The following is a 24,128-nucleotide window of genomic DNA, read 5'->3' on the forward strand; positions in this document are numbered from 1 at the left end:
CTAGAAGAGGGTCATCTGTTCGGCGTCGTCGGTCTCAGCCGTCGGCGCCGGTGGCGCCGGTTCGGGCGGGATCGACTGGACCGATTCCGTCCGCTCGGCTTCGATCACCTCGCGGGCGGCGAGCAGCGCCGCCGGCAGGCCACGCATATCTGCGAAGAGCGTCTCCCGCAACGAGGACTGGTGCAGCGCCGCAGCAGGATGGTACATCGGGAAAACAAAGCGGCCGCCCGATCGCCGCAGCCGGCCGTGCACCTCGCCGATGCGGGCATCGGGCAAGTAGCGACGCAGCGAGTGGCGCCCCAGGGTGACGATCACGGCCGGATCGAGCGCCGCCTCCTGACGGTCGAGGTAGGGACGGCAGGCGGCGATCTCCTCAGGCTCGGGGTCGCGGTTGCCCGGCGGCCGGCACTTCACCACGTTGGCGATGAAGACGTGCTCGCGCGCCCAGCCGATCGACCCGAGCAGCTCGTCCAGCAGCTCGCCCGCAGGTCCCACGAACGGTCGCCCGGTCGCGTCCTCACGGGCGCCAGGTCCCTCCCCCACCAGCAGCACGTCGCTCAGCGGGTTCCCCTCTCCGGGGACGGTCTGGTTCCGGCCGACGTGGAGGGGGCAGCGAGTGCAGCCACTGACCTCGGTCGCAACCTCAGAGAGGAGTTCCTTGGCCCCCATCGCCGTCAGGACTCTTCGCGGACGCCTGCCTTGGCCATGTGCCGCTCCATCGCCGCGCGGCGGCTCAGGTTGACGCGGCCCATGCGGTCGATCTCGGTCACCACCACCATCAGCTCGTCGCCGACGGCGACCACGTCCTCGACCTGCGCCACCCGATAGTCGGCCAGCTGGCTGATGTGCACCAGCCCCTCCTTGCCGGGCATGATCTCGACGAACGCGCCGAAGTTCATGATGCGGGTCACCTTGCCGAGGTACTCCTTGCCGACCTCGACGTCCTTGGTGAGGCCCTCGATCCAGGCGATCGCCTTCTTGGCGTTCTCCTCCGAGACCGACGCGATCTGGATGGTGCCGTCGTCCTCGACATTGATCTGGGTGCCGGTCTCGGCGACGATCTGACGGATCACCTTGCCACCGGAGCCGATCACGTCCCGGATCTTGTCGATCGGGATCTTGATGGTCGTGATCCGCGGCGCGTACGGCGACAGCTCACTGCGGCTGGCGCTGATGACCGCGGTCATCTTGTCGAGGATGAAGAGCCGTGCGACGCGGGCCTGCTCCAGGGCGTCGCGCATCACCGCCATCGGGATGCCGCCCACTTTGATGTCCATCTGCAGCGCGGTCACGCCCTCGGCGGTGCCCGCCACCTTGAAGTCCATGTCGCCGTAGGCATCTTCCTTGCCGCTGATGTCGGTCAGCACCGCGTGCCGGCCGGTGGCGGTGTCGGAGATGAGGCCCATCGCCGCCCCGGCGACTGGGGCCTTGATCGGCACCCCGGCGTCCATCAACGCCAGCGTCGATCCGCAGGTGCTGGCCATGGAGGTCGAGCCGTTGGAGGAGACAACCTCACTCACCACGCGCATGGCGTAGGGGAACTCCTCCGCGGACGGGAGGACCGGCAGCAGGGCCCGCTCGGCGAGCGCACCGTGGCCGATCTCGCGCCGGCCAGGCCCGCGCATGGGCCGCGCCTCGCCGACCGAGTAGGGAGGGAAGTTGTAGTGGTGCATGTACCGCTTCTCGGTCTCCGGTGCGATCGTGTCGAGGCGCTGCACATCGGACGACGGTCCGAGGGTCGCGATCGAGAGAGCCTGCGTCTGCCCGCGGGTGAAGAGGCCGGAGCCGTGCGTGCGCGGCAGCACGCCGACCTCGACGCTGATCGGTCGAATGGTGGTCGTGTCGCGTCCGTCGAGGCGAATGTTCTCCGACAGCACCAGCTCCCGCGAGGTGGCCTTGGTCAGGACATCCATCAGCCCCGAGCCGATACCGTGCTGGCGACGGATGTCCTCCATCCGCTCGCCCTGCTCGGCGCGGTTGTAGTCGGATCGGCTGCGCCGGATCTCGGATGCGATGTCGGTGCGGATCGCCTCGAGCCGCTCGGCGAGACCGCTGGTCAGGTCGATGAAGAGCTCGGCGGCCGCCTCGGCGTCGGGCATCGCCCGGTGCGCGGCGCCGTGGTCACGTCCGAAGACGAAGCGCACTAGGTCGGCGAGCTTGTAGCTGCCGGCATCGGGGTAGAGCTGGTAGGCCAGCTCGAGGGTGTCGTAGACAGCCGCGGGCTGCCAGTTGGCATCGTGCGGCATGTGGCGGAGCAAGAACGGGAGGTCGAAGCCCACGTTATGGGCGACCACCGGCGCCTCACCGACCCAGGCCGCGAACTTGGTCAGCACCTCCGCCGCGGTGGGAGCCTTGTCGACGTCGCCGTCGCTCAGGCCGTGGATCTGGTGCCCCACGATCGCGCGCCCCGGATTCACCAGCGACTCGAAGCGGTCGACCACCTTGCCGTCCTGCACACGCAAGGCGGCCAGGTCGACGATGTAGCCGTTCTCCGGCTTCATGGCGGTGGTCTCGAGGTCGAACACGACGAACTCGGCCTTGGCGTCGCCGAGCGCCTTCCCCAGCTTCACGATCGAATCGGCCTTGGGACCGAGGAACGGGACCTTCTTGGGCTTGCCGGCCGTGGCCGCCAGCTTCTCCTGAAGGTCGATGCTGTGCTGCAGCTCGGCATGCGCGTACTCGATCGCATCGGCCATGACCGTCTCGGACAGGATCTTGGCTCCCGCCTCGACCATCATCACGGCCTCGCGGGTGCCGGCCACGACAAGGTCCAGCTGGCTGTCGTTCAGCTGGGTGTTGGTCGGGTTGGTGACGAAGGCGCCGTCGATATAGCCGACGCGCACCGCCCCGACGGGGCCCAGGAACGGGATGCTGCTGATGGCCAGCGCGGCCGATGCCCCGTTGATGGCCAGGATGTCGGGATCGTTCTCCTGGTCGGTCGAGAGGACCGTCAGGACGATCTGCACCTCCTGCTTATACCCCTTCGGGAAGAGCGGCCGTATCGGCCGGTCGGTGAGGCGCATCGCCAGGATGGCCGCCTCGGACGGCCGCGATTCGCGCTTGATGAAGCCGCCTGGGATCTTGCCCGCGGCGTACATGCGCTCCTCAAAGTCGATCGTCATGGGGAAGAAGTCGATCCCCTCGCGCGGCTGCGCGGAGACCGCCGTCGCCAGCAGCACGGTGTCGCCATAGCGCACGAGCACCGCGCCGTCGGCCTGCTCGGCGAGCTTGCCCGCCTCGAACGAGAAGGGCTGGCCGCCGAAGTCGGCCTCTACTTTCATTGCCACTGATTCCTCCAGATGTCCTGGTGATGCCATGCGACCCGGCGCTCGGCCCGCACACGAACCCCGATCAGCTCGAGGTGGCGGGCGGCGGCCTTTGCAGGCGCGGATGGCTGATGATTGGCGGATGCGATTGGCATCCATGGGTCCGGCCGGGATGCTGGGCCGGAGTCAGGCGAAACCGGGGCAATCTGACTCCCGGGTCGTCGTTGTGACGAGTGCGTGATTAGCGGCGCAGGCCCAGTCGACCGATCACCGCGCGGTAGCGATCCACGTCGTTGCGGACGAGGTAGGCCAGCAGCCTTCGGCGCTGACCGACGAGCTTGAGCAGCCCGCGGCGCGAATGGTTGTCGTTCTGGTAGGTGCGCAGGTGCTCGGTCAGCGACTTGATGCGCTCGGTGAGGAGCGCGATCTGCACCTCGGGGGATCCGGTATCGCCATCGTGTGTGGCGTAGTCGTCCATGATCGCGCTCTTTGTGTCTCCAGCGAGCGGCACGTATTCCTCCACTTTTCTTTCCACTTTTCGCGTTGCATCGTACCAGACCGAGGCCCTCGACGCCGATCGGCCGACCTCCGCTCAGCTCATCCCGAGCACGGCGCGACCCAGCTCAGCGTCACGCCGCATCTGGGCTACCAGGGCGCCGGCGTCCGCGAAGCGCTGCTCGTCGCGCAGTCGCGCGAGCAGCTCGACCCCGAGCCGCACTCCGTACAGGTAGCCGTCGAAGTCGAGCAGGTGGACCTCCGTCAGCACGACTGCGCCGTCGTGGAAGGTCGGACGGGTGCCGACGCTGATCAGCGCCGGGTGACCGGCCGCGACGCCAGTGCCCGCCTCCGTGACCCGACCGGCGTAGATGCCGAGCGATGGCATCGCGGGGACATAGTCGAAGCGCAGGTTGGCGGTGGGAAAACCCAGTTCGCGGCCGCGTCGATCCCCCCCCACCACGATCCCCTCCAGGTATGGCACGACTCCCAGTGCTCGCGCCGCCTCCACCTCTCCGTCTGCGATCGTCGCGCGGATGCGGGTCGAGGAGACGATCGCGCCATCCACCACGACCGGCTCCACCAGTCGGACCGCAAAGCCCCGTTCGACGCCGAGTTGCTGCGTGCGGGCGGCCGTGCCTCCCCGATCGCGGCCGAAGGCGCTGCGCGAGGACATCGTCAGGCCGCCGACTGACACCCCGGGCGCCAGGGCGTCGAGAAAGGCCTCGGCACTGAGCTCTCGAACAGCCTCGTCAAAACGGATCAGGATGGCCCGGTCCACCAGTGCCTCGATCCGCGAGAGGTTCACGGCGGGCGGTGCCAGGCGCGCCACGCTCGCCCCGGGTCGCAGCACCTCGTCGGGAGGCGGGTCGAAGACCAGTGCAAGGCTGGTCATCCCACCCTCTGCGGCCGCGTGGCGGGTCGCTTCGAGGATTGCCCGGTGGCCGAGGTGCATGCCATCGAAGACGCCCAGGGTGACCACCGCCCGGCCGACCTCCGGCAGGTCGGCCAGCCCGACTGCGCGTGGCTCGCCACTCACGCGGCGCCCGACGTTTCGATCACGGTGCGCGGCTCGAGCAGGCCGTCACGCAGCATGCCGATGCCGAGCAGCTCGCCGTCGCCGAAGACTGCGTGGCGTCCGCCACCTACGCTCCCCTGCAGCTGCACCGGCGACCCGTGCACGAAGCGGCCAGCCGCCTCGGCATCCAGGCGCAGCTCCGGCAGGTGCAGGAGTGGCCCCACCGGGAGGATCGCTTCCGCCAGCCGACCAGCCGTGGCCAGCGTCTCGAGGAGGCTGGGCGTGACCCCGTCGGCGGCCCGCAGGCCGGCCGCCTCCGTCCGTCGCAGGGCGTGCAGGTGGCCGCCGCAGCCAAGCCGATCGCCGAGATCGCGCGCGATGGACCGGATGTAGGTGCCCGGACCGCAGCGAATGTCGCATCGCAGGTCGAGCCAACCCTCGCCACGTTCTGATCCGAGGATGTCGATGGCTTCCACTGTCACACTGCGCGGCGCTGCCTCGACCGGGTTCCCGGCCCGCGCCGCGCGGTGCGCGACCACGCCTCCCGTCTTGCGGGCCGAGAAGGCCGGCGGACGCTGCTCGAAGGTCCCCACGAACGAAGCCAGCCCGGCGCTGACGGCCACCGTGTCGGGTGGCGAGCCGACCACCTCGAGGGGCCCCTGCGCGTCATCGGTGACGGACCGTATGCCAAGGCGAATGACCGCCTCGTAGCGCTTCGGGCCGCCGGTCAGGTCGTCGCTGAAGCGGGTGGCGGCGCCGACCAGGATCGGCAGCACGCCGGAAGCCAGCGGGTCGAGGGTGCCGGCGTGTCCGATGCGACGCATGCCGCTGAGCCGGCGCACCAGGTCGACCATGTCGTGTGATGTCGGCCCGACCGGCTTGTCGAGGTTAACGACCCCGAGCATCGCCGCGGGCCAGCTCGCGCTCGGCCTCCGCCAGAACCGGCTCGCGGGCGGCATCCAGGGGCTCTGCAACGGTGCAGCCCGCGGCTCGTGCATGACCTCCCCCGCCGAAGGCCGAGGTGATGGCCACCGCGTCCGCGCGGCCGCTGGTGCGTACGCTGACGCGCGTCTCCTGCGGCCCGACCTCCTTGAAGAGGATCGTCACGTCGGCCGTCTTGGTCGACGTCAGCAGGTCGATGAACCCCTCCGAGGCGGTGGGCTGCTCGCCGGTGCCGGCCAGCATCGCCGCGGTCATGGAGGCGTACACGATTCGGCCGTCAGCACGCTGCTCGATCCCCGCCAGCATGAGGCCCCACAGGGCAAGCGTGCTGAACGGCTTATCGGCGTAGACGGCCCGGTTGATCGCCGCCAGCGGTGCTCCGGCCTCGACCAGTTCCGCTGCGACGCGCAGCGTGCGCTCGGTGGTATTCGGATGGGCGAACGTGTGCGTGTCCTGCACGATGCCCGCCAGCAGGGCAGTCGCCAGGTGCTCGTCGAGGGGGACCCCGAGCTCAGGCAAGAGGAGGGTCACCAGCTCGCAGGTGGCGGCCGCCTCGGGGTCGATCCAGACCGCCTCCCCGTAGCCCGGATTGCTGACGTGGTGGTCGATGTTCACGATGCGCGCCCGCGCGAACCAGTCGGCCTGCTCGGTGACCACCGAGCCGATCCTGCTCAACTCACCCGCATCGACGACCACGGCCACGTCGGGCTCGAGGGCCGGGCTGCGGCGGACGCGCTCGACCCCCGGCAGAAACGACAGAAAGGGCGGTGGCGGATCCACGCTCACCACCTCGGCCTGCTTCCCGAGTCTCTCGGCCGCCATGGCGATCGCGATCGCTGCGCCCAGCGTGTCGCCATCGGGGTTCTCGTGGCAGAACGCCGAGATGCGCTGCGCACCCCGCAGCACCTCGGCGACGTCGAGCACTATCGCTCCCCCGGCTCGTCCGGCGACGGGTCGGATGAACCCTCGTCGAGCTCCTGGATGATGCGCAGGACCCGGTCGCCCGAGGCGATCGAATCGTCCTCGCGAACGCTGAGCTCGGGCACGTGGCGCAGGGAGAGACGCTCGCCGAGCCGGCGGCGCAGCCACGGGGTGGCCACGCGCAGGGCGCCCATCGTGCGCTCGCGTTCGAGATCGCTGCCGAGCACGCTCACCCAGACCCGGGCGTGACCAAGGTCGCGGGCCGTCTGGACCCGGGTGATCGTTGCGAATCCCAGGCGTGGATCCTTCATCTCGCGCTGGATGAGATCCATCAGCTCCTGGCGGATCTGGCTGTCGAGCCGATCGGTCCGCTGGCTCATCGGCGGCGGGTCACGCCTGCTCGGAAACCATCTGGTAGCACTCGATCAGGTCGCCCTCGGCGATCTCGATGTTGCCGAGGCCGATCCCGCACTCGAAGCCCGTTGCCACCTCGCGCACGTCGTCCTTGAAGCGCTTCAACGACTCGACTCGACCCTCGGCCACGACCTCGCCGCCCCGGAAGAGTCGGACCTGGCCGCCGCGGACGATGCGTCCGTCGACGACGTACGACCCGGCTACGTTCCCTGCCTTGCCGGCCTTGATCACCAGCCGCACCTCGGCATGTCCCTCGACCTGCTCGACCTGCTTGGGGGTCAGCATCCCGCTCAGGGCGGCACCGAGATCATCGGTGAGCTTGTAGATGACGTCGTACTGGCGCACGTCCACCCCGAGGGCGTCGACCGCGCGCTGTGCGCCCGGGTCAAGCTTGGTATTGAAGCCGATGATGACCGCCTCGGAGGCACTGGCCAGCTGCACGTCGGACTCGTTGATGTCGCCCGCCCCCTCGCTGACGATGTTGACCCGCACCTCGGCCGTATTGAGGCGCTCGAGCGCGTGGCGAATGGCGCCTAGGGACCCCTGCACGTCGGTCTTCAGAACGACGCGCAGCTCCTTGACCTCCGCGGCCTGGATCTGGGCGCTGATGTCCTCCAGCGTGAAGGCCGCCTTCCCATCGCCCGATGTCGCCGCCTCCTCGACCGCCTCGGCCATGTCGCGCGCTGTCTTCTCGTCCGCCACGACGCGCAGGATGTCCCCGGCCTCGGGCAGGTCGGTGAGGCCGATGATCTCGACCGCGGTCGCCGGCTCCGCCGCCTTGACGCGCTTGCCAGCCGCGTTCTGAAGGGCGCGAACACGTCCGAAGGTGCGCCCGACCGTGACCACGTCGCCGATCTTGAGGGTGCCGGTCTGCACGAGCACGGTTGCCACGTTGCCGCGCCCCTTGGCCACCTTCGACTCGATGATCGTTCCGATCGCGGGGCGGTTGGGATTGGCCTTGAGGTCCTGCAGATCCGCGACGAGCAGGATCATCTCCATCAGGTCGTCGAGCCCCGTCTTCTGCTTGGCGGAGACCGGCACGGCGATCACGTCCCCGCCGAACTCCTCGATCAGGACCTTGTTGTCGGCCAGCTCCTGCTTCACGCGGTCGGGGTTGGCATCGGGCTTGTCGATCTTGTTGATCGCCACGATCATCGGTACCCGAGCGGCGCGAACGTGGTCGATCGCCTCCTTGGTCTGTGGCATGACGCCGTCGTCGGCCGCCACCACGATGATGGCGATGTCGGTCACCTGGGCGCCGCGGGCCCGCATGGCGGTGAATGCCTCGTGACCGGGCGTGTCCAGGAAGACGATCCGCTTGCCGTTGTGCTCGACCTCGGATGCGCCGATGTGCTGGGTGATCCCGCCACGCTCCGCTGTCGCGACGCTGGTGCTGCGGATGGCATCCAAGAGGCTGGTCTTGCCGTGGTCGACGTGGCCCATGATCGTCACGATCGGGGCGCGGGTGACGACATCCGCCGCCTCCTCCTCGGTGAAGAGAACGCGCTTGCCCGCGCCCTCCTCCTCGCTGCCGGGCGCCACGATCTCCTGCTGCGAGGCCGCATCGGCGGCTGCCCGCTGCGCGACGCCCCGCTCGACCGTCTCGATCCCCAGCTCCCCCGCGACGAGGGAGGCGGTGTCGAAGTCGATCGACTGGTTGATGGTGGCGAAGATGCCGTTGCGGATCAGCTCCTTGATCACGTCCGCATGGCTGACGCTGAGTGCGGTCGCGAGGTCGGTGACCGATACGGACGAGGGAAGCTCGACCGGCGGGCCGCCTCGCGGGACGACCGGCTGGGTCTCGACCGCGAGGCCGCCGTCGGGCCCGCCGTCACGGCGCCGCTGCGGGCGAGGGCCACGTCGCGGCTGATATCTACGCGGAGGCATGGGCCACCTCCGCGAGGATCTGCTCCGGCACGACCGAGCCGCCCAGCGCGCGCTGGATCCCCTCAGCCAGGCGCTGGGGATCACGGCAGGACGGCTGGTCGCACACGTATGTCCCGCGTCCCGGCGCCTTGCCGCTCGGATCCACCGCGACCGAGCCGTCCGCGCCCCGCACCACGCGCGTCATGGATCGCTTGGGGTGCACCTCGCGGCACACCGCGCAGGTCCGCTGCGGCTGGTGATCAGGCCTCCGCTTCGGCATCGACCGGCGCCTCCTCGCGAGTTACGCCGTCGTCCGGGTCGGTGCTGTCGTCCAGGGCGGCGCTGTCGTCCAGGGCACTGCCATGCGCGGCGGCAGCGGTGGCGACCCCAGCGTCGGAACGAATGTCGATGCGCCAACCGGTCAGCTTGGCGGCGAGGCGGGCGTTCTGGCCCTCCTTGCCGATCGCCAGCGAGAGCTGGCGCTCCGGGACGACCACATTCGCGATCTTGTGCTCCTCGTCGATGCGCACGTTGAGGACCTCCGCCGGCGAGAGCGCCTCGGCCACGAACTGGGCGGGGTCCTCGTTCCAGAGCACAACATCGACCTTCTCGCCGTTGAGCTCGGCGACGATTGCCTGGATCCGCGCTCCGCGCTGGCCCACCGCCGCGCCCTTGGCGTCGACGCCGACCTGGCGGCTCTCGACCGCGACCTTGGAGCGACTGCCTGCCTCGCGAGCGATGCCGCGGATCACGACCGTCCCGTTATAGATCTCGGGAATCTCCATCTCCATCACGCGGCGCAGGAATCCCCGGTGGGTGCGGCTGACCACGAGAACCGGACCCCGCGTGGTGCGGCGTACCTCGAGCACGTAGACCTTCAGGTGCTGTCCGATGCGGTAATGCTCGCCGGGCAGCTGCTCGCTAACTGCCAGCACCGCCTCGACCCCCTTCCCGAGGTCGAGGACGACCGCCTGGTCGGTGGTGCGATGCACCACGCCGGTCATGATCTCGCCTTCGCGGCTGGCGTATTGACTGTAGACCACGTCGCGCTCCGCCTCGCGCAGGCGCTGGCGGTAGACCTGCCCGGCAGTCTGTGCGGCGATGCGACCGAGCTGCGCCTGGGTCACGTTCTCCGGAACGCGGACCTTGGCCCCCACGCCGGTGGTCGGGTCGATCTGCTGCGCGGCGGCGACAAGCATCTGGAGCTCGGGATCCTCGACCTCGTCAGGGGTGGCGACCACCTCGTACTCGCGATAGACGCTGATCTGGCCGGACTCGGGGTCGACGCGCACGACGACGTTCTCGGGCGCGTCGGCATTGCGGCGATAGGCGGATTCGATTGCCTGCTCCAGGGTCTCGATCAGGATCTCCTGGGGGACGCCCTTCTCAGCGTTCAGCTGGAGCAAGGCTCCGATGAAGTCCCGGTTCACATCCGCACCTCGCCCCTGCGGGGCAGAAACAAAAACGTGGGACTGGCGAACCGACCCACGTTGCACTCATGATCAGTATCGATTTGGTCCGCTCGAACGGTCCGCGAGACCGCCCGAAGTATAGCAGCCGAGGCACTCTCCTGCCACCCGCCGAGGGGGTCGACGGGTCGCTAACCGCCGATCAGATTTGCCACGTCGCGGATCGAGATGAGGATGACCAGGGCGATCAGGACCATGAACCCCGTCAGGTAGACGAGCGCCTCGCGCTCGGCCGGAAGGCGGCGGCGGCGGACCGCCTCGATGGCAATCACGGCCATCCTGCCACCGTCAAGCGGCGGGAAGGGAAGGACGTTGAGGACGGCCAGGTTGACCGAGAGGATTCCGACGAAGAAGAGCTGGATCGCGAGCGGCGCCTGCAGCACGCGACCCGTCTCGGAAGCGATCCCGATCGGCCCGACCGCGGTACCCGCATCGGGCGCCAGGCCAAGCAGGCCTGCAACCGCCGAGGCGAGGCCGCCGGGGATCTGCCGAGCCAGGTCGGCGGCAGAGGTGAACCCCTTCCAGGCAGCCTCGGCGGGACCACTTACGCTCGGCGGGACCTCGACGAATCGGTCGGGCTCGTAGCTGAACCCCACTGCCCCAAGCCCCTTCGCCTCGTCGGAGACGCTCAGCTTGCGGGGTGAGACGTGAATCACCCTTTCCGTCCCGGCGCGGCGGACAGTGAGGTCGACCTCGTGCCCGGCTCGCGAGCGGACGTAGGCAGTCAGCTCCCGCGAGACGTCGAAGGTGCGCCCGTCGGCGGCCAGGATCACGTCCCCCACTTCGAGCCCGGCGGTGATAGCCGGGCTGGCGGGCTGGATCTCGGTGATGGTCAACGGCCCGCGCCCCTCCGTGCCGGGCAGGCTGAGGGCGACCGCGAACAGGAGGGCGGCGAGCAGGAAGTTCATGGCCACCCCGGCCACCAGGACGACCATCCGCACCCAGATCGGCTTGCGGTTGAAGGCTCCCTCCATCGCCTTCTCGACCGCTGCCTCCGAGAGGCCGCGCTGCCGCATCTTGTCGGCCTCGACATCGCCGTCCTCGCCGAGCATCTTCACGAAGCCACCCAGCGGGATCCAGTTCACCGAGTAGCGCGTGCCATGCCAGACGATCGATGCAATGCGTGGCGGGAATCCGACGCCGAACTCCTGCACCGTGATGCCGGCCCGCTTGGCCACGACGAAATGGCCGAGCTCGTGGACGAGGACGAGGACGACCAGCACCCCGATGAAGGCCAGGATCGTTCCGAGCACGTCCATCAGGCGGCGCCGCCCAGGCCGAGCTCCAGCGCGAGAGCAGCTCGGACCTCACCGTCGAGCGTCATGATCCCATCCAGGTCGGGCTCTGAGGGGTCGCCCCAGCGCTCGATGGCGTCCGAGATGACCGCGGCGATGCGCGGGAAGGTGATCGTGCCCGCCAGAAAGGCCGATACCGCAGCCTCGTCGGCGGCATTGAGGATCGCTCCCCGGTTGCCACCCGCGGCCGCCGCGGCGCGCACGGCGTCATAGGCCGGAAAGCGACCCGGGGCGAGGGCCTCGAACTGCAGCGTGCCCCAATCCTGCGGGCCGGCATGGCGTGCCGGCGATGGCAGGCGCCGTGGGTAGGTCAGCGCGTACTGGATGGGGAGGCGCATGTCGGGTAGCCCGAGCTGGGCCTTGAACGAGCCGTCGGCGAACTCGACGAGCGAGTGCACCACGCTCTGGGGGTGGATCACAGCCTGAATCCTATCGTACGGCAGGCGGTACAACCATTTGGCCTCGATCGCCTCGAACGCCTTGTTGACGAGCGTGGCAGAGTCGATCGTGACCTTGGGGCCCATCCGCCAGTTCGGGTGCTCGAGTGCCTGGGCAGCGGTCACGTCCTCGAGTTCGCCCGCTGGTCGATCCCGAAAGGGGCCACCCGAGGCGGTGAGGACCAGACGCGCGACCTCGTCGAGCCGTTCCCCGGCAAGGCACTGCCAGATCGCCGAATGCTCAGAATCGATCGGCCGCAGGCGCTCCAACGGGTCGCCGCCGAGATCGGCCACCAGCCGTTCGACGAGGTGGCCACCGGTGACCAGCGTCTCCTTGTTGGCGAGGGCCACCCGGCGACCGCTGCGCAGTGCCGCAAGCACCGCCGGGAGGGCCGTCATGCCGGTGGTGGCGACCACGACGATCTCGGCGAGGTCCAGGGTCGCGAGCTCCTCGAGGCCACCCGCGGCCCACCGTTCGCGAGCCAGGTCTGCCGGGCTCCCATCGCTGCACCAGGCGCGCGCGGTCGGCCACTCGGCAAGCTGCTCAGCGAAGTCGTCGCTCCTGCGGCCGGCCGCGAGGCCGACGACGGAGATGTGATCGCGGTGCGCCGCTATCACCTCGAGGGTCTGGCGTCCGATCGATCCGGTCGATCCGAGCAGGACGACCCCGGTCACAGGCTGAAGCCGGCGATCAGCAGCGCGTAGCCGACCAGGACGGGTGCCGCGAAGAGGAACGAGTCGATCCGGTCTAGGACGCCACCGTGGCCGGGTACCAGGAAGCCCGACTCCTTGCGGCCAGCCGCGCGCTTGACCATCGACTCGGCCAGGTCGCCCGCCTGGGCGGCGAGGCCGACGATCGGCCCGATCAGCAGCGGCTGCCAGGCGTCGAGCCCGATCAGCCACGCGCCAACTCCTGCAGCGACCGTGGCGGCCAGCAGTCCCCCGACCAGTCCCTCCACCGTCTTGGAGGGACTGATGTGGTCGATCAGCCGTCGTCGTCCCAGCCACCGCCCGGTCAGGTAGGCGCCCGAGTCGTATCCCCACACCACCAGCAGGAGCAGGAGCATCCAGGCGGTCCCAGCGTGGAGGTTGAGCGCGCCGATGGGCGTGGTGGCGGAGCCACCGGCCGGCGCGAGGTGAGCGACCACCACGATGAACGGGGCCAGCAGCCCCACGTAGGCGACACCGAAGGACGTGACCGCCCAGGTCATGAAGCCATCGCGCGGCTCGGCGCGCGTGAAGCCGGCCACCCCGAGCACCACAACTGCCGCGGCAAAGGTTACGGCCGCCAGGCCGGGCGGATCGGCGGCGCGCAGCATGTCAGCCAGGGCTCCGCCCACCAGCGCCTGGTTGGCGGCAACCAGGCCGGCACCCGCCACGAGCAGGCCGGCCGCGAGCGCGACGACCTGCGGCGGCGCGAAACCGCCGGCGTCCAGCAGGGCGATCAGCTCGACCATGGCCAGGAAGACGAGCAGGCCGACCAGGGAGGAGACCCAGGGCTCGCCGAGGAGGGCGACCACGACAACGATCGGCGCCAGGATGCCGGCGCTGATCAGGCGGGTTGCGAGCATCGGCCCATCATGCGCCGTAGCGGCGCTGGCGTTGGGCGAACTCCTCGATCGCGGCATCGAGATCGGCCTCGGCGAAATCCGGCCACAGGGTCTCGGAGAAGACGAGCTCGGCGTAGGCGCCCTGCCACAGCAGGAAGTTGCTGGTGCGCTGCTCCCCTCCGGTGCGGACGATCAGGTCCGGATCGGGCAAACCGGCGGTGTAGAGATGTTCGCCGAAGCGATCCTCGTCGATCTCGTGGGCGGGCACGCCGGCGGCGACCAGGGCACGAGTGGCGTCGATGATCTCGGCGCGACCGGCGTAGTTGAAGGCGATGTTGAGTGCCATGCGCTCCCCGCCCCGGGTCCGATCCTCTGCCTCGCGGATCGAGCGCACGATGTCGGCGGGTGCCTCGTGCAGGCGACCGATGACCCGTACGCGAACACCCTGCGCCACGAGCTCGTCGGTGTGCTGGCGGACCGCACCGTCGATCAGGCCCAGCAGGCCTGTCACCTCGTCATCGGGGCGCCGCCAGTTCTCGCGGCTGAAGACGTACAGCGACAGGACCTCGATCCCCTTGTCGGGGGCGACCCGAACGATGGGACGGATCGCCTCCACACCCTGGACGTGGCCGGCGATGGCCGGCAGGCCGCGCGCTGCGGCCCAGCGGCGGTTGCCGTCCATGATGATCGCGACGTGTCGCGGATGCTCACGGAGCGGCAGCGCCTCAGACCTCCATCACTTCCGCTTCTTTGCGCTCGCCGCGCGCCTCGACAAGCTCGACGAAGCGGTCGGTCATGCGCTGCAGGGCCTCGAGCTCGCGGCGCTCCTCGTCCTCCGAGAGGCTGCCGTCACGGAGGGCCTTCTTGAGGTGATCGGCAACCTCGCGCCGGTGCACTCGCAGCTCGACCCGCGCCTCCTCGGCGCGCTTGCGGACCTGCTTCACCATCTCTCGGCGACGGTCCTCGGTGAGCGGTGGCACGCTGAGCCGGACAACGGTTCCGTCGACGTTCGGCGTGAGGCCGATGTCGCTCTTGATGAGGGCGCGCTCGATCGCCGACAGGACCGATCGGTCCCACGGCTGGATCACGATCAGGTGCGGGTCGGGCGTGCTGATGCCGGCGATCTGGTTCAGCGGAGTCGGAGTGCCGTAGTACTCGACCTGGATCCGCTCCACGAGCGCGGTCGATGCGCGTCCTGTGCGGATCCCCGCAAAGTCGCGTTCCATCGCCTCCACCGAGCGCTGCATCTTCGGCTCCGCCGCCAGGATCTCTGGGTGGGTCACGACCGCTCCTCGCCCCCAATGCGGGTTCCGATCGTCTCGCCGCGCACGGCACGCAGGATGTTCCCTGGCTGCGTCATGTCGAAGACCACGATTGGCATCTCATTGTCCATCGCCAGGCTCACGGCCGTGGCATCGAGCGCCTCGAGCCGGCTGGCAAGGAGCTCGGTATAGCCGATCTGAGCGAAGCGCGTCGCACCAGGGTGCTTCTCGGGATCGGCATCGTACACGCCGTCGACGCGAGTCGCCTTCAGGATCACCTCGGCCGCCAGCTCAACGGCCCGCAGGGTTGCGGCGGTATCGGTCGTGAAGTATGGGTTCCCGGTCCCTGCCACGAGCACCACCACGCGTCCCTTTTCGAGGTGCCGCACCGCTCGGCGCCGAATGTACGGCTCCGCGATCTCGTTCATCGCGATCGCGCTCATCACGCGCGTCGGGCACTCCGCCTGCTCAAGGGCGTCCTGCAGCGCCAGCCCGTTCATGGCCGTCGCGAGCATGCCCATGTAGTCGGCCGTCGCGCGATCCATGCCCGACGCGGCTGCCGCAACTCCACGGAAGATGTTGCCGCCGCCGACCACCACCGCCACCTCGATCCCATCACGGCGCGCCTCGGCCACCTGGGCGGCGATGCCACGCACCACGTCCGGGTCGATCCCGTACTGGCGGTCGCCCATCAGCGCCTCGCCCGAGAGCTTCAGGAGCACCCGGTGCGGCAGCCTGGCAATGTCGCGAGCGGGATCGGTCAATCTAGGCGGCCTCCTGGCCGTCGCGTTCCGCGGTCTCCCCGACCGCCATGCGCGCGAAGCGCGCGACCCGGATATTCTCACCCAGCAGGGCAATCTTCTCGCTGATGAGGTCGCTGACGCGCTTCTCCGTGTCGCGGAACGGCATCTCCAGCAGGCACACCGATTCCAGCCACTTGTTGAGCTTGCCTTCCACGATTTCGGCCACGCGATCGGCCGGACGCCCGTCGCGCTCCGCGTCCGCCGCAAACTGCTGCCGCTGCTCGGCGAGCACGTCGGCGGGCACATCGTCGCGGCTCACCCAGCTCGGCGACAGGCCGGCCACCTGCATCGCCAGCTCGCGGGCGAGCTGCTGGAAATCGTCGGTGCGCGCCACGAAATCGGTCTCGCAGTTCAGCTCCAGCAGCACTCCCAGGCGCGCGCCGTGGTGGATGTAGCTGGAGATGACGCCCTCGCGCGCCGCACGGCCCGCCTTCTTGGCGGCGGTGGAGAGGCCCTTCTCCCGAAGCCAGGCGACGGCCTGCTCGACATCGCCGGCGCTCTCCTCGAGCGCGCGCTTGCAATCCATGATCCCCGCCCCCGTCTGCTCACGGAGGCGCTTCACGTCCTCGGGTCTGATCATCGCGTGTGGTTCGTTCCTTCCTGTCAGGACCGATGCTGCCTCAGGCAAGCGTCGGATCTTCATCGGTCTCTTCCTCGGAGGCTTCGGCCGCCCGGCGGGCGCGCGCTCGGCGCTCCTCCTCCTCGTCCTCTTCGGGCTCCGGCTCGAAGACGAGCGCCTCGCCGCTGGCCAGCGCCGCGCTGTAGTCGGCGTCGGCCACAAGCGCCGCGTCGTCCACCGGCGGCAGCGCCTCGGCCTGCTCGAATTCCTCGTCGAGGCGGGCCTGTCGCTCGGCCTGGGCCTCAAGCGCGGCATCCGCCACCTTGGCGCAGATCAGCCGCACCGATCGGATGGCGTCGTCGTTGGCCGGGATGACCCAGTCGATCTGATCGGGGTCGCAGTTCGTGTCCGTCATGGCCACGATCGGGATCTCGAGGCGCCTGGCTTCGAGAACGGCGATCGACTCACGGTGCGGGTCGACGATGAAGAGGGCGCCCGGAACGCGCCGCATGCGACGAATCCCTCCCAGGGCCGTGTTCAGCTTGGTGATCTCCTCGGTGAGCTTGCCGGCTTCCTTCTTGGTGAGGCGTTCGAATTCGCCGGCGTCACGCCTCGCCTCGAGCGCCTCGAGGCGCTGGATGCGGCGCTTGATGGTCGTGAAGTTGGTGAGCATCCCGCCCAGCCAGCGATTGTTGACGTAGTGCTGCGCGGAGCGTTCGGCCTCCTGGGAGACCGATTCCTGGGCCTGCTTCTTCGTGCCCACGAAGAGGATCGAGTCTCCGCGACGGATCGTCTCGCGCACGAATTCGAGGGCGGCATCCAGGCGGGTGACCGTCTGGGCGAGGTCGATGATGTGGATCCCGTTGCGCTCTCCAAAGATGAAGTCGCGCATCTTGGGGTTCCAGCGCCGGGTCTGGTGTCCGAAGTGGACGCCGGCCTCCAGCAGCTGCTTCATGCTGACGGCAGCCAAGGGTATTCCTCCGGTTCTTTCCTCCGCTCGCCTTCAACTCCCGTCGGTCGACCCGTCGCGTGCGACGGGCACCGTTGACCGCGGGATCAGCGGGCGTGTGTGATGGGATCGTTCGGCCCTTGCGCGTGTGTGAGCACGCGATTGACCGGGCGGCAGTATAGCACCGGCGAGCTCCGAGCTCCCCCAGGCCGGCACGGGGACCCGTGCACACGGTACACAAGTACCCCAATCCACATCCCTCTCGTACCTTGACCGGGTGGGGATGCCTGCGACGATGCGGCTGCCATTTCGTGGAGGAGTCGCAATCGCATGCCATACCGGATCCGCCTGCCCCTGGTTCGCATCGCCGCCCTGGTGGCGATCATTGCCGGTGGCGCAATCTCCGTCCCGGCCGCTGCGACCGACCGGGTGGTGGTCGTCCAGCTGGGCGATACCCTCAGCGAGATCGCGCTGAAGCACGGCGTCAGCGTCGAGCAGCTACGCGCGCTCAACGGGATCGCCGATCCGAATCGCATCTACGCCGGCCAGCGCCTGCGAGTCAGCGGACAGGCCGCCAGCCGTCCCGCGGCGCCGGCCCCGAGGGCGAGGGAGGTCGTGCACGTCGTTGCGCGGGGCGAGAACCTGACCGGCATTGCGCGTCGCTACGGATCGACCATCAAGGCCATCGCCAAGGCCAACTGGATCGCCAACCCGTCGTTCCTGCGCGTCGGCCAGCGGCTCACCATCCCCGGCACCGCGCCGTCGACCACAGCCCCGGCACCGGCTGCGCCGGCGGCCGCCAGCAAGGTCCACGTCGTCACGTCGGGCGAGAACCTGACTGGCATTGCGCGTCGCTACGGGTCAATGATCGCCTCCATCGTCAAGGCAAACGGGATCGCCAATCCGTCGTTCCTGCGGGTCGGCCAGAGGCTCACCATTCCGGGCGCAGACGGCTCTGCGTCGGTGGAGAGCAAGATGCCCGCCGGCATGTCGTCGCTCGTGGCGAAGCGCAAGGAGATCGGCGACGTCATCCGCGCCGAGGCGAAGGCGCGGGGAGTGCCAGTCGCCTTTGCGCTGGCCGTGGCATGGCAAGAGTCGGGCTGGCGGCGCAGCCTCGTCAGCCGAGCCGGCGCGGTGGGTGTCATGCAGCTCACCCCGGCAACCGCCGACTGGGTCGCCGTCACGATGCTCGGGCACCGAGTGGACGTGTATGACGCCCGCTCCAACGTACGGGCCGGCGTCGCCCTCCTGCGCCATTACCTTGACCGATACCACGGTGACCGCAGGCTGGTGCTGGCGGCCTACTACCAGGGCCAGACCGCAGTCGATCAGCACGGCGTCTACCAGGTCACCCGCCCGTACGTCGCCTCGATCCTGGCGCTCGAGAAGCTCTTCGGCAGCTGAGAGGCTCAGCGCTCACCAGGCGTCGATGGCCCGTTGGTGGGTGAGCCGCAACCGGCCCTGCCCGCCTGGGCAAAGCGCCACCAGGTCGACGCGAAGTCCCTCGTCGACCGACCCGTGCACGGCTGACCTGTAACGGCCGAGGGCTGCCCGCAGGCGCCGTAGGCGCTGCCGGTCGATGCTCTCCAGCGGATCGCCGGCCCGGCCCGTCCGACGGACCTTGACCTCGATCGCAACGAGCACACCGTCAGGATCCCGCGCGACGAGATCGAGTTCGCCCTCAGGGCAGCGCCAGCGTCGGGCGAGGATCGTCCAGCCGCGCGTCTCGAGCCAGGTGGCGGCCGCCGCTTCAGCACGCTCCCCAAGCGCATGTCGCGGATCTGGCACCAGGTTCGCTCCTCGGCGGGAGGCGAGCAGCGATTCTCCCTATTCCTCGGGGTCCAGCTCCTCTTCCGTCAATACCAGACCGTCGAGCAGCATCTCCAGCGAGAGCTGCTCCCCGGCGAGCATCAGGCGCAGGGGCGCGAACGAGCGGCGATGCCATTCGCACGGGCCTTCGTTTATCAACGCCTCGACGTGGCGTCGCGTGCCGTAGCCCTTGTTGCGGGCGAATCCGTAGGCTGGATAGCGGGTGTCGAACTCGGCGCAGATCCGATCGCGGGTCACCTTGGCCACGATGCTGGCGGCGGCGATCGAGGCACTGATGGCGTCGCCGTCGATGATCGGTCGTTGCGGGAGATCCACCTCGCGCAGGCTGAGTGCGTCGATCACGAGATGGTCGGGCATCGGGCTCAAGTGCCCGAGCGCCTGGCGCATCGCGAGCTTGGTGGCCTGGAGGATGTTGATGCGGTCGATCACCTCGACCTCCATGCAGCCAACGCCCACCCCCTCCGCCCGGTCGAGGATAAGCTCGTAGAGCGCCTCGCGCCGAGCTCGGGTGAGCACCTTGCTGTCGCGCAGGCCCTTGATCCGATGTCGGTCCGGGAGGACCACCGCGGCGGCCACGACCGGTCCGGCCAGCGACCCGCGCCCCACCTCGTCGATGCCCGCGATGCGGCGGAACCCGGCGAGACGCAGCTCGCGCTCGTGCCGCATGTGCGCATCACGGGGAGGAGAGGCCGGCCGTTTGGCGCGGCGCGTTGGTGATTGGAAGAGACCGGCCACCGGCTCAGCGGCCGGGTCGGCGCTCGCGCAGGGTGGCTGACTTTCCGACCCGATCGCGCAGGAAGTAGAGCTGGGCGCGGCGAGCGACGCCATGCCGCACGATCTCGATCTTCTCGACCCGCGGCGCGTGCACCATGAAGGTGCGTTCGACGCCGACGCCGGACGCGATGCGGCGCACCGTCATGCGCTGATTCAGACCGCCACCACGCAGCCGCATGACCGTCCCCTCGAAGATCTGGATTCGCTCGCGGCTCCCCTCCACCACCTTGACCGACACCTTGACGGTGTCGCCCGGTGCGATCGCGGGGACGTCGCTGCGGAGCTGCTCGCGCTCGAGCTCCTTGATCGGATCCATCCTGCGGGAGACCTCGTTATCGCGGCATTAGCCGCGGATTATCGGCTCGATGGCACGCCTGCAACGGCGCGAACGTGACGAACGCGACCGACCTGCGGCCGCGACGGGCGGAGTATAGCAGCGGCCTCGGAGTCTCGACAACGGGCTGGTTCCCCAGCCCCAGGCGGTGGCGACGCCTATCGGCTACGGCGAATTGACGTAAGCAACCCCCAGCCACCCGCAACAACGAGGGTGGCCACGAGTGCCGCTACGACCAGGCTGGGAAGCCACTCGGTCGTGGTGCGGACAGCGCATGGCGTCGGCGTGCATGCCGGTCCACTCGAAACGTTGGCGAAGACCGGGATGGTCCACGCCAGCGCAAACGCCAGCACCAGCAGCCAGAGGACGAGACCACCGATCGCCCATGGCGAGAGGGCATTGCGCAAGCTGGTCACGCACGATTCTTTCCGGTGATTTGAAGCGGCGTCAATCCGCCGATCGTCGTAGCTCCTCCACGATGGCCCGGTCCTCATCCGACAACGGCGCAGCAGCGAGGAGATCCGGGCGGCGGGCGAGGGTGCGGCGCAGGGCCTCGATCCGCCGCCAACGTGCAACCTCGGCGTGATGCCCTGACAGCAGAACGGGCGGGACGAACGCATCCCGAAACTGCTCGGGGCGGGTGTAGTGGGGCCCTTCTAGGAGGCCGTCCGCGAAGGAGTCGGACTCGTGAGAATCGGCCTCGATGACGCCGGGGACGAGGCGACCAACGGCATCGATGAGCACCAGGGCCGGCAGCTCGCCACCGGTCAGGACGTAGTCGCCGATGCTCACCTCGCGGTCAGCCAGGGCGCGGGCGCGCTCGTCGATCCCCTCGTATCGGCCGCAGACCAGAACCAGGTGCCGTGCCGCGGCGAGATCGCGAGCCAGCGGATCGGTCAGGCGCTCGCCGGCGGGGTCCAGCAGGATCACCTGTGCACCATCCGCGCGGAGCGGCTCAATGGCGGCGAAGAGCGGCTCGGGGCGCATCACCATCCCCGCTCCCCCACCGTAGGGAGCGTCGTCGACGACCCGGTGCCGCCCGATGCCGTGAGTGCGCAGGTCGTGAACCGCCACCGAGATGATGCCGCGCTCGACCGCCCGGCCGATGACCGAGGTGCGCAGCGGCGCGTCGAACAGCTCGGGAAAGAGCGTGACGACATCGAAGTGGAGCAGCGTGTCGGACCGTTCGGCTCCCATCGATCAGACCTCCTCCGCATCGTACCGAACGACCATACGCCCGGACCCGACGTCGATCGAGCGCACCACCTCGCGCAGCGCCGGAACGAGCAGCTCGCCGGCGGGACCCTCGATGCGGTACACCTCGTTCTCGCCGGCCCTGAAGATCTCCACCACCTGCCCCAGCTCGTTCCCCGTCTCGTCGATGGCCGCGAGGCCGATCAGCTGATGCCAGTAATAGGTGTCCGGAGGCAGGGGCTCCGCCGACGCCTCCAGATAGCGCCCGGCCAGCTGCTCAGCCGCGGCGCGGTCAGAGATCCCCTCGAGCCGAAGAACCGGCACCCGACCGCCAAAGCCGGCCTCGAGGATCATTCGCGAGCTCGTCTCGTCCTCGATCCAGATCGACGCGCCGGCGGCCAGCCGCTCGGGATGATCGGTGAGGGCTTCGATGCGCAGCGAGCCGGCGAGGCCCTTGGCGCCAAGCACGCGCGCGACCGCGAGGCGCTCAGTCGTCGCCGACGATCTCCAGCTCGACATGCCGCCCGTCGCGCGCGCCCATCACCCGCAGCAGGCTGCGGATGGCATTCGCGATCCGCCCGTCGCGCCCGATGATGCGGCCCATGTCGCCCTCCCCAACCTTGAGGGTCAGGGTGACCTCGTCATTGGCTTCGCTGACCTCGACCACAACAGCGTCAGGATCGTCGACGAGCGAGCGTGCGACGTACTCGAGGAAGGCCTTCACTTTGCGGCCTCGTCCGTTTCAGCGGGCTCAGCCGCGGGAGCCTCCTCAGCCGCGGGAGCCTCCTCAGCCGCGGGAGCCTCCTCAGACTTGGCTGCAGCGGCTGCCTTCTTGCGCGAGCGCTTCGGTTTGGGAGCAGGCGATTCGAGCGCGGGCGCTCCAGCGGCCGACGGCGCGCTGCCGTTGATCTTGATCAGCTTCGCTACGGTGTCCGAGGGCAGGGCACCCTTGCCCATCCAGACAGCCAATCGCTCAGCGTCGATCTTGACGGTGGCCGGCTTGGTCAGCGGGTCGTAGAACCCGAGGATCTCCAGCGCGCGGCCATCACGCGGTCGACGCCGGTCGATGACCACCACCCGATAGCTGGGCCGCTTGGTGGCTCCCACGCGTGAGAGCCGAATGCGTACTGCCAAAGGTTCTCTACCTCTCTGCTGCTGTGACGGCAGTCACCTGCCGTTGCGAAGTCTCTGATCTCATCTGACGGTCAGCACGCCACTGATTTCCAGCCGATCGTCGGTGGCGGTTGCGCTGATTGCAAGCTCGCCGATCTGGTGGAGGATATCGCGAACTTCGTTTCCGGGGTCGAAGATGCCAGCCACCGCGTCGACCATGGTTGGTAGGTCGGCCCAGAATTCGTTGCCGGCGTGCGCACCGGCGAGCTCAAACGGCGCCCGGTACCGATCGTCGTTGGCAAGCGTCTCTCCGGCGGCATGCGCCTCCAACGCCGCCGTGACGTCGGCCGGATCGAGAGCCAGGATCACGACATCGTCCAGCATCGCGTAGGAGACTGTGCCGATCGGCACGACTGCGACCGTGGTGATCGTGGTGCCCGCCACCTCGCTCGTGGTCACCCTCGACCCGCGATCGGCCCGTGAAGACCGCATCCGATCGAGGGCAGCCTGCGCAGCAGCCGCATCGGACGGACGCAGCAGAACCTGTGCGTGGAAGCCATCGGCGTCAAAGCTCTGCAGCGCCACCGCGCCCTCGCCATCGAAGAGCGGCAGCAGGTCGCGGTTGAAGTTGATCCCCAGCCCGAGAGCTGCGATCCCGCGGAGCTGGTTCAGCGCATCGATCGCGGGGGTGAGGGCCGTCTCGCCAGCCAGGCTCGCCTCCAGGTCCTCGAAGCTCTGTGCGGCGCCGAAGAGGACGACCTCGGCGCTCGTGGTCCGCGGCATCCAGCCGGCGAGGGTGGACTGCTGCGTGCCGAGCGCGAACGCCGCGCGGGCACTTTCGCTGGCGGCGTCTGCGGTGAACGGGGCCACGCCGCCGATGCGCAGGCCGTCGGCATCCGCGGTGAGCGCCAGGGCCGCGGTGCCGAATCCTCCGAGCTCATCCCCCGCCGCCAGGCCAACCGCTCGTGGCAGGTCCACGTACACGGACGCCAGGTGATCGCTCGCGACCCGACGCATGGCGGCCGTGAAGGCCGGTGAGTCGGCCAGGGACGGAGCGACGTCCGCATCGGCCTCGAGGGAGGCGCGCAGCCGCTCCGGCGTGTTGGCCACCACCAGCAGGTCGTCGAGCAGGGCGTAGCTCGTCTGGTCGCTCGTCATCAGGGCGTGGCCCCGGAACGTCTCCTGCGCGAACGCGATCTCCAGCGACGCAAACAGGCGTGGCACCCCCGTGCGCGCTTCATCGGAGTCCTTCACTGCGACGAGCAGGAGCTTGCTCGGCGGCGAGCCGGCCTCAGCGGGCGCGACGGCGATCGCAATCTGAGCGCCCAGCCAGGGGCGGACGTCTGACGAGTAGTCGATCCCCGCCTGGCCAAGGAGGCGTCCTGCCACCTCGTCGATCTTGGCCTCGAGGGTCGCCGGATCGCCGAAGCCGCGCAGCTCACCGACGAGGCCGAACAGGTTCATCTGCTGCCCGGCCGACGGCTGGAGGTAGGCGTTGACGTAGATCGCGGTGTCGGCCGGTGCCGCGCGGGAGGCCCGGTCCGCGACGGCGGAGAGGAGAAGCAGATAGCCGACCACCACCGCTCCCCCGAGCGTGACGAGCAGAGCGGTGACCGCGACGACGAGCCGCCGCATGC

Annotated in this window: 28 protein-coding genes; 1 reads left to right on the forward strand and 27 read right to left on the reverse strand. The window is 69.2% G+C overall.

The window, feature by feature from the left end:
• The 18 genes from WEB29_05935 to rpsB form a co-directional block, all read right to left on the reverse strand.
• Positions 1 to 669, reverse strand: a complete 669-nt coding sequence (locus tag WEB29_05935; GenBank protein MEX2136489.1) for a uracil-DNA glycosylase — start codon at positions 667 to 669, stop codon at positions 1 to 3.
• A 5-nt stretch (positions 670 to 674) separates the two neighbouring features.
• Positions 675 to 3,281 (reverse strand): polyribonucleotide nucleotidyltransferase, encoded by a 2,607-nt coding sequence (locus tag WEB29_05940; protein ID MEX2136490.1) that lies wholly within the window; start codon positions 3,279 to 3,281, stop codon positions 675 to 677.
• A 226-nt stretch (positions 3,282 to 3,507) separates the two neighbouring features.
• Entirely contained in the window at positions 3,508 to 3,777 is a 270-nt protein-coding gene (gene rpsO, locus WEB29_05945; GenBank protein ID MEX2136491.1) for a 30S ribosomal protein S15, read from the reverse strand.
• Positions 3,778 to 3,858: 81 nt separating this feature from the next.
• Positions 3,859 to 4,800 carry a bifunctional riboflavin kinase/FMN adenylyltransferase gene (locus tag WEB29_05950; GenBank protein MEX2136492.1) on the reverse strand — a complete coding sequence of 314 codons (942 nt, stop codon included), beginning with the start codon at positions 4,798 to 4,800 and terminating at the stop codon, positions 3,859 to 3,861.
• On the reverse strand, positions 4,797 to 5,684 hold the full coding sequence (gene truB, locus WEB29_05955; GenBank protein MEX2136493.1) for a tRNA pseudouridine(55) synthase TruB: 888 nt from the start codon (positions 5,682 to 5,684) through the stop codon (positions 4,797 to 4,799). Before truB ends, WEB29_05950 begins: the two co-directional genes overlap by 4 nt.
• The gene (locus tag WEB29_05960) at positions 5,668 to 6,645 is read right to left on the reverse strand and encodes a DHH family phosphoesterase (GenBank protein MEX2136494.1); all 978 of its coding nucleotides are present in this window, start codon (positions 6,643 to 6,645) and stop codon (positions 5,668 to 5,670) included. Before WEB29_05960 ends, truB begins: the two co-directional genes overlap by 17 nt.
• Complete coding sequence (rbfA, locus tag WEB29_05965) at positions 6,645 to 7,022, reverse strand: 30S ribosome-binding factor RbfA (GenBank protein MEX2136495.1); 378 nt, start codon at positions 7,020 to 7,022, stop codon at positions 6,645 to 6,647. The genes WEB29_05960 and rbfA overlap by 1 nt, the downstream gene beginning before the upstream one ends.
• Before the next feature lie 10 nt (positions 7,023 to 7,032).
• Positions 7,033 to 8,943 (reverse strand): translation initiation factor IF-2, encoded by a 1,911-nt coding sequence (gene infB, locus WEB29_05970; protein ID MEX2136496.1) that lies wholly within the window; start codon positions 8,941 to 8,943, stop codon positions 7,033 to 7,035.
• On the reverse strand, positions 8,930 to 9,202 hold the full coding sequence (locus WEB29_05975) for a YlxR family protein (GenBank protein MEX2136497.1): 273 nt from the start codon (positions 9,200 to 9,202) through the stop codon (positions 8,930 to 8,932). Before WEB29_05975 ends, infB begins: the two co-directional genes overlap by 14 nt.
• Positions 9,183 to 10,352 carry a transcription termination factor NusA gene (nusA, locus tag WEB29_05980; GenBank protein MEX2136498.1) on the reverse strand — a complete coding sequence of 390 codons (1,170 nt, stop codon included), beginning with the start codon at positions 10,350 to 10,352 and terminating at the stop codon, positions 9,183 to 9,185. The genes WEB29_05975 and nusA overlap by 20 nt, the downstream gene beginning before the upstream one ends.
• Positions 10,353 to 10,522: 170 nt before the next feature.
• Positions 10,523 to 11,650, reverse strand: coding sequence for a M50 family metallopeptidase (locus tag WEB29_05985; GenBank protein ID MEX2136499.1), 1,128 nt, complete (start codon positions 11,648 to 11,650; stop codon positions 10,523 to 10,525).
• Positions 11,650 to 12,798, reverse strand: coding sequence for a 1-deoxy-D-xylulose-5-phosphate reductoisomerase (gene dxr / locus WEB29_05990; protein MEX2136500.1), 1,149 nt, complete (start codon positions 12,796 to 12,798; stop codon positions 11,650 to 11,652). Before dxr ends, WEB29_05985 begins: the two co-directional genes overlap by 1 nt.
• Entirely contained in the window at positions 12,795 to 13,694 is a 900-nt protein-coding gene (locus WEB29_05995; GenBank protein ID MEX2136501.1) for a phosphatidate cytidylyltransferase, read from the reverse strand. The genes dxr and WEB29_05995 overlap by 4 nt, the downstream gene beginning before the upstream one ends.
• 7 nt (positions 13,695 to 13,701) lie before the next feature.
• Positions 13,702 to 14,394, reverse strand: coding sequence for a polyprenyl diphosphate synthase (gene uppS / locus WEB29_06000; GenBank protein ID MEX2136502.1), 693 nt, complete (start codon positions 14,392 to 14,394; stop codon positions 13,702 to 13,704).
• 4 nt (positions 14,395 to 14,398) lie between these two features.
• Complete coding sequence (frr, locus tag WEB29_06005) at positions 14,399 to 14,956, reverse strand: ribosome recycling factor (GenBank protein ID MEX2136503.1); 558 nt, start codon at positions 14,954 to 14,956, stop codon at positions 14,399 to 14,401.
• Positions 14,953 to 15,699 (reverse strand): UMP kinase, encoded by a 747-nt coding sequence (gene pyrH, locus WEB29_06010; protein ID MEX2136504.1) that lies wholly within the window; start codon positions 15,697 to 15,699, stop codon positions 14,953 to 14,955. Before pyrH ends, frr begins: the two co-directional genes overlap by 4 nt.
• Before the next feature lies 1 nt (position 15,700).
• Entirely contained in the window at positions 15,701 to 16,318 is a 618-nt protein-coding gene (tsf, locus tag WEB29_06015) for a translation elongation factor Ts (GenBank protein ID MEX2136505.1), read from the reverse strand.
• A 40-nt stretch (positions 16,319 to 16,358) separates the two neighbouring features.
• The gene (gene rpsB / locus WEB29_06020; GenBank protein MEX2136506.1) at positions 16,359 to 17,267 is read right to left on the reverse strand and encodes a 30S ribosomal protein S2; all 909 of its coding nucleotides are present in this window, start codon (positions 17,265 to 17,267) and stop codon (positions 16,359 to 16,361) included.
• Positions 17,268 to 17,576: 309 nt separating this feature from the next.
• On the opposite strand from rpsB, the gene WEB29_06025 reads away from it, so the two are divergent.
• Positions 17,577 to 18,650, forward strand: a complete 1,074-nt coding sequence (locus WEB29_06025) for a LysM peptidoglycan-binding domain-containing protein (GenBank protein ID MEX2136507.1) — start codon at positions 17,577 to 17,579, stop codon at positions 18,648 to 18,650.
• Between the two features lie 12 nt (positions 18,651 to 18,662).
• Here WEB29_06025 and WEB29_06030 read toward each other — a convergent pair whose 3' ends face one another.
• The 9 genes from WEB29_06030 to WEB29_06070 all read right to left on the reverse strand — a co-directional run bounded on the left by WEB29_06030 (position 18,663) and on the right by WEB29_06070 (position 24,126).
• Positions 18,663 to 19,034, reverse strand: a complete 372-nt coding sequence (locus WEB29_06030) for a YraN family protein (GenBank protein MEX2136508.1) — start codon at positions 19,032 to 19,034, stop codon at positions 18,663 to 18,665.
• A gap of 39 nt (positions 19,035 to 19,073) precedes the next feature.
• Positions 19,074 to 19,742 carry a ribonuclease HII gene (locus tag WEB29_06035; GenBank protein MEX2136509.1) on the reverse strand — a complete coding sequence of 223 codons (669 nt, stop codon included), beginning with the start codon at positions 19,740 to 19,742 and terminating at the stop codon, positions 19,074 to 19,076.
• A gap of 73 nt (positions 19,743 to 19,815) precedes the next feature.
• Positions 19,816 to 20,166 carry a 50S ribosomal protein L19 gene (gene rplS / locus WEB29_06040; protein ID MEX2136510.1) on the reverse strand — a complete coding sequence of 117 codons (351 nt, stop codon included), beginning with the start codon at positions 20,164 to 20,166 and terminating at the stop codon, positions 19,816 to 19,818.
• A gap of 176 nt (positions 20,167 to 20,342) precedes the next feature.
• Positions 20,343 to 20,600 carry a hypothetical protein gene (locus tag WEB29_06045; protein ID MEX2136511.1) on the reverse strand — a complete coding sequence of 86 codons (258 nt, stop codon included), beginning with the start codon at positions 20,598 to 20,600 and terminating at the stop codon, positions 20,343 to 20,345.
• Between the two features lie 31 nt (positions 20,601 to 20,631).
• On the reverse strand, positions 20,632 to 21,381 hold the full coding sequence (trmD, locus tag WEB29_06050; GenBank protein MEX2136512.1) for a tRNA (guanosine(37)-N1)-methyltransferase TrmD: 750 nt from the start codon (positions 21,379 to 21,381) through the stop codon (positions 20,632 to 20,634).
• Positions 21,382 to 21,384: 3 nt separating this feature from the next.
• The gene (gene rimM, locus WEB29_06055; protein ID MEX2136513.1) at positions 21,385 to 21,897 is read right to left on the reverse strand and encodes a ribosome maturation factor RimM; all 513 of its coding nucleotides are present in this window, start codon (positions 21,895 to 21,897) and stop codon (positions 21,385 to 21,387) included.
• On the reverse strand, positions 21,866 to 22,102 hold the full coding sequence (locus WEB29_06060) for a KH domain-containing protein (protein MEX2136514.1): 237 nt from the start codon (positions 22,100 to 22,102) through the stop codon (positions 21,866 to 21,868). The genes rimM and WEB29_06060 overlap by 32 nt, the downstream gene beginning before the upstream one ends.
• Positions 22,099 to 22,512, reverse strand: a complete 414-nt coding sequence (rpsP, locus tag WEB29_06065) for a 30S ribosomal protein S16 (GenBank protein MEX2136515.1) — start codon at positions 22,510 to 22,512, stop codon at positions 22,099 to 22,101. The genes WEB29_06060 and rpsP overlap by 4 nt, the downstream gene beginning before the upstream one ends.
• A 60-nt stretch (positions 22,513 to 22,572) precedes the next feature.
• Positions 22,573 to 24,126 carry a DUF3352 domain-containing protein gene (locus WEB29_06070; GenBank protein ID MEX2136516.1) on the reverse strand — a complete coding sequence of 518 codons (1,554 nt, stop codon included), beginning with the start codon at positions 24,124 to 24,126 and terminating at the stop codon, positions 22,573 to 22,575.
• Positions 24,127 to 24,128: the final 2 nt, after the last annotated feature.

The organism is Chloroflexota bacterium, assembly GCA_040902225.1.
In the GTDB taxonomy this organism is placed as follows: Bacteria; Chloroflexota; Limnocylindria; order QHBO01; family QHBO01; genus CF-167.